Genomic DNA, 3381 nt, shown 5'->3' with positions numbered 1-3381 from the left:
AAGGTTAACGACGGTTAGATTCACCTCTTACACAGCACCTGAACAGGTGCTATCTTTTATCGAGCATTTAGCACGTTTGTGTAAAGACAGAGAAATGCACTTGATCGTCGGTAATGTAGAAACCGAAGTACAGTACGAACTGCTCAGTGCAGCTGGTGTTACTTACTTACAAGGGGGTTATATTGGCAAGGCCACGCCGCATATCAAATGCCCAGAAGAGCATACGACGTATCAGGCGAGTGCATAGACCTTTGAGTATCAATGTAAAAAAGGGCTAGACAGCCCTTTTTTAATGAGTTTGAAAACAGGCTTTAGCGAGATAAATCTAGTTTCAAACGTGTACTAGATTGCCCGCTCGCCCAGTATTTTCGCTCAAACGGCGTGATGGCAGTGTCACTCTCGTACGCTTCAACCGCAGCTGGGTGGCCTGCTAATTCTAGCGCTCGTGCAAACTCTTTAACGTAAATATCCCAATTAGAGCGCACTTCTAAAATACCACCTAGCTTCACAATAAATGGAAAGACAGGGGCACCATGCCAACGTCTACCAATATGCTTAGCTTTTGGCCAAGGATTTGGATATAACAAGTAATGGTGCGTTGGCTGCCAACCAGCTTCTAGCGCAAGGCGCCAAAAGTCGTTTAGGTCAGCTTGCACTAAAATATAATGCCCTGATTCTGTTTGCTTATATTCCACATCATGTTTATCTAAGCGGTGCGACAATATTGATCTACTTGGCTAGATTACGTATTGCTAAGGTTAAGCTAGGTCAATCTCCTTCGGAAGTCAGCACCTGCGATATCTTCAGTATATCCTCTTAAATCATCTTCAGTGATCTCGCCAGCTTTTTCAAGCTTCTTCAGATCATCATTTCCGTCACGACGTACGTTACGAACAGCAACTTTTGCTTCTTCAGCATATTTTTTCACAACTTTAACAAGCTCACTTGACGACGCTCTTCTGTTAATGCAGGGAATGCATATACGAATTACAGTTCCATCATTAGAAGGGTTTAAGCCTAAATCTGCTTTTAAAATTGCTTTTTCGATATCACCGATAGAAGTTTTATCATAAGGTTGAATGACTAAGTAAACGTGCTTCTGGAACATGTAATGCTCGCTAATTGCACAACTAGGTGTTGGTGCACCATAGTAATCAACTGTGTACCTTATCTAATACAGACGAGCTTGCTACGACCAGCGCGAACTGTTGGCTAATTCACGAGAATAAGCATGCAACTGCTTTTTCATCATTTTTTCATTTGAAGACTGTCAATACTTGTTGTCACCATATTTATTTCCCCCTTACAACTGTTCCAATATTTTCGCCTAAAACGGCGCGTTTAATATTACCTTTTTCCATAACCGAGAATACAATTAATGGAATATCATTATCCATACATAAGAGAAGAAGCTGTAGAATCCATGACACCTAAACCTTCTTTTAATACATCTAAGTAGGTAAGCGTTTCGTATTTAGTCGCCGTTGGGTCAATAGTATGGATCTGCAGCTATATACGCCATCCACATTATTTTTCGCCATTAAGATAACGTCTGCTTCGATTTCCGCTGCACGTAATGCTGCTGTTGTATCTGTTAGAGAAGTATGGATTACCTGTGCCTGCAGCAAAGATAACAACACGTTTTTTCTCTAAGTGACGAACTGCTTTACGGCGAATGTAAGGCTCTGCCACTTGACGCATCTCAATTGAAGTTTGTACACGAGTTTGGATTCCAATATTCTCCAAGCTATCTTGAAGAGCTAATGAATTCATAACTGTAGCTAAGCATGCCCATGTAATCTGCTCCTGCACGATCCATGCCCATTTCACTTCCAATTTTCCCACGCCAAATGTTACCGCCACCAACAACAACAGCAACCTCTACATCAAGTTCTGCAATTTCTTTTACTTGTTCTGCAACTGACTTAATAACAGTTGGATTAATTCCAAATCCTTGCTCTCCAGCTAAAGCTTCTCCACTTAACTTTAAAACGACACGATTATATTTCGGTTTAGCTCATAATGAACCTCCAATTGCTTACAATCTTTATTTTAAAAAAGGGAACACAATGTGTTCCCTAAAATCCTGTATTAGATTACTACCTTTTCACTTGGTTCATTACTTCTTCAGCAAAGTTGTCTTCACGTTTTTCGATACCTTCGCCAACAGCGTAGCGAACGAATCCTTTTAATGTTCCGCCTTTAGACTCAACGAACTGACGAACTTTCATATCAGGGTTTTTAACGAATGCTTGGTCAAGTACAGCAAATCTCTTCGAAGATATTTGCCTAGACGACCTTCAACCATTTTTGCAACGATTTTTTCAGGCTTGCCTTCGTTTAATGCTTGTTGTGTTAATACTTGACGCTCATGCTCAACTTCTTCAGCTGTTACAGCATCGCGGTCGATGTATTTAGGGTTAACTGCTGCAATGTGCATTGCTACATCTTTAGCAGCTGCTTCATCAGTAGAACCTTCAAGAACTGTTAATACACCAATACGTCCACCCATGTGTAGGTAAGCGCCGAATGCATCTGCATCAGTTTTTGATACGATTTCGAAACGACGAAGTGTAAGTTTTTCACCAATTTTAGCGATTGCTTCGTTGATGTGCTCTTCTACTGTTTTGCCGCCTTCAATTGATTTGAGTCATAGCTTCTTCAACGTTAGCAGGTTTGTTAGCTAATAAGTGAGCAGCTAGTTCTTTAATTAATGCTTGGAAACCTTCGTTTTTCGCAACGAAATCAGTTTCAGAGTTTAATTCTAAGATTAAAGCGTCGTTACCGTTTGCTTCGATGACAGTTAAACCTTCAGCAGCAATGCGGTCTGCTTTTTTAGCAGCTTTCGCAATACCTTTTTCACGTAAGAAGTCAATTGCCTTCTCCATGTCGCCGTCTAGTTTCTGTTAAAGCTTTTTTGCAGTCCATCATACCTGCGCCAGTTTTTTCACGTAATTCTTTTACCATTTGAGCAGTGATTGCCATACTTTTCATCCTCCTAAAATATGTATTTATACTTTTTATAAAGGTGTTTATACCTTAAAAAAGGTGATAAAAGGCCGAACCCCTTATCACCTTTCCAACTTTGTTACGCAGTAACAGTTTCTTTCACCTTGTTTTGCTTCAAGGATCGCGTCTGCCATTTTAGATGTAAGAAGTTTTACAGCACGAATTGCATCATCGTTTGCTGGGATAACGTGATCGATTTCGTCTGGATCACAGTTCGTATCAACGATACCGATGATTGGAATGTGTAATTTGCGTGCTTCAGCAACTGCAATACGCTCTTTACGAGGGTCTACTACGAATAATGCACTTGGAAGACCTTTCATATCTTTAATACCGCCTAAGAATTTCTCAAGACGCTCTAACTCTTTTTTA

The 3381-nt window shown here is 40.4% G+C and carries 7 protein-coding genes and 2 pseudogenes; 1 reads left to right on the top strand and 8 read right to left on the bottom strand.

Annotated features, from left to right (window positions below):
- The coding region (locus tag ACXAC4_RS19055; protein ID WP_475164697.1) for a hypothetical protein at positions 1 to 247 on the top strand (247 nt) is incomplete at its 5' end.
- 64 nt (positions 248 to 311) lie between these two features.
- Here ACXAC4_RS19055 and ACXAC4_RS19050 read toward each other — a convergent pair.
- From ACXAC4_RS19050 to rpsB, 8 genes and pseudogenes are all read right to left on the bottom strand, one after another.
- Positions 312 to 719, bottom strand: a pseudogene (locus ACXAC4_RS19050) (class I SAM-dependent methyltransferase); the annotation flags it as partial.
- 44 nt (positions 720 to 763) lie between these two features.
- Positions 764 to 1171: a ribosome-recycling factor gene (locus ACXAC4_RS19045; protein WP_475164701.1), complete on the bottom strand. Its 408-nt coding sequence runs from the start codon at positions 1169 to 1171 to the stop codon at positions 764 to 766.
- A gap of 356 nt (positions 1172 to 1527) precedes the next feature.
- Positions 1528 to 1773, bottom strand: coding sequence for a hypothetical protein (locus ACXAC4_RS19040; protein ID WP_475164696.1), 246 nt, complete (start codon positions 1771 to 1773; stop codon positions 1528 to 1530).
- A pseudogene (locus ACXAC4_RS19035) lies at positions 1748 to 1990 on the bottom strand (amino acid kinase family protein); the annotation flags it as partial. The pseudogene ACXAC4_RS19035 and the gene ACXAC4_RS19040, both read right to left, overlap by 26 nt.
- A 109-nt stretch (positions 1991 to 2099) precedes the next feature.
- Entirely contained in the window at positions 2100 to 2231 is a 132-nt protein-coding gene (locus ACXAC4_RS19030) for a hypothetical protein (RefSeq protein ID WP_475164694.1), read from the bottom strand.
- Positions 2228 to 2641, bottom strand: a complete 414-nt coding sequence (gene tsf, locus ACXAC4_RS19025) for a translation elongation factor Ts (protein WP_475164700.1) — start codon at positions 2639 to 2641, stop codon at positions 2228 to 2230. The genes ACXAC4_RS19030 and tsf overlap by 4 nt, the downstream gene beginning before the upstream one ends.
- Positions 2637 to 2888, bottom strand: coding sequence for a hypothetical protein (locus ACXAC4_RS19020; protein ID WP_475164692.1), 252 nt, complete (start codon positions 2886 to 2888; stop codon positions 2637 to 2639). Before ACXAC4_RS19020 ends, tsf begins: the two co-directional genes overlap by 5 nt.
- A gap of 183 nt (positions 2889 to 3071) precedes the next feature.
- On the bottom strand, positions 3072 to 3381 hold a 310-nt coding region (gene rpsB / locus ACXAC4_RS19015), incomplete at its 5' end, for a 30S ribosomal protein S2 (protein WP_475164687.1).

The organism is Pseudoalteromonas sp. AWM4_233 (assembly GCF_056158285.1).
The sequence above is the reverse complement of the archived record's forward strand: the minus strand, read 5'-3'. Positions and strand labels throughout refer to the sequence as shown.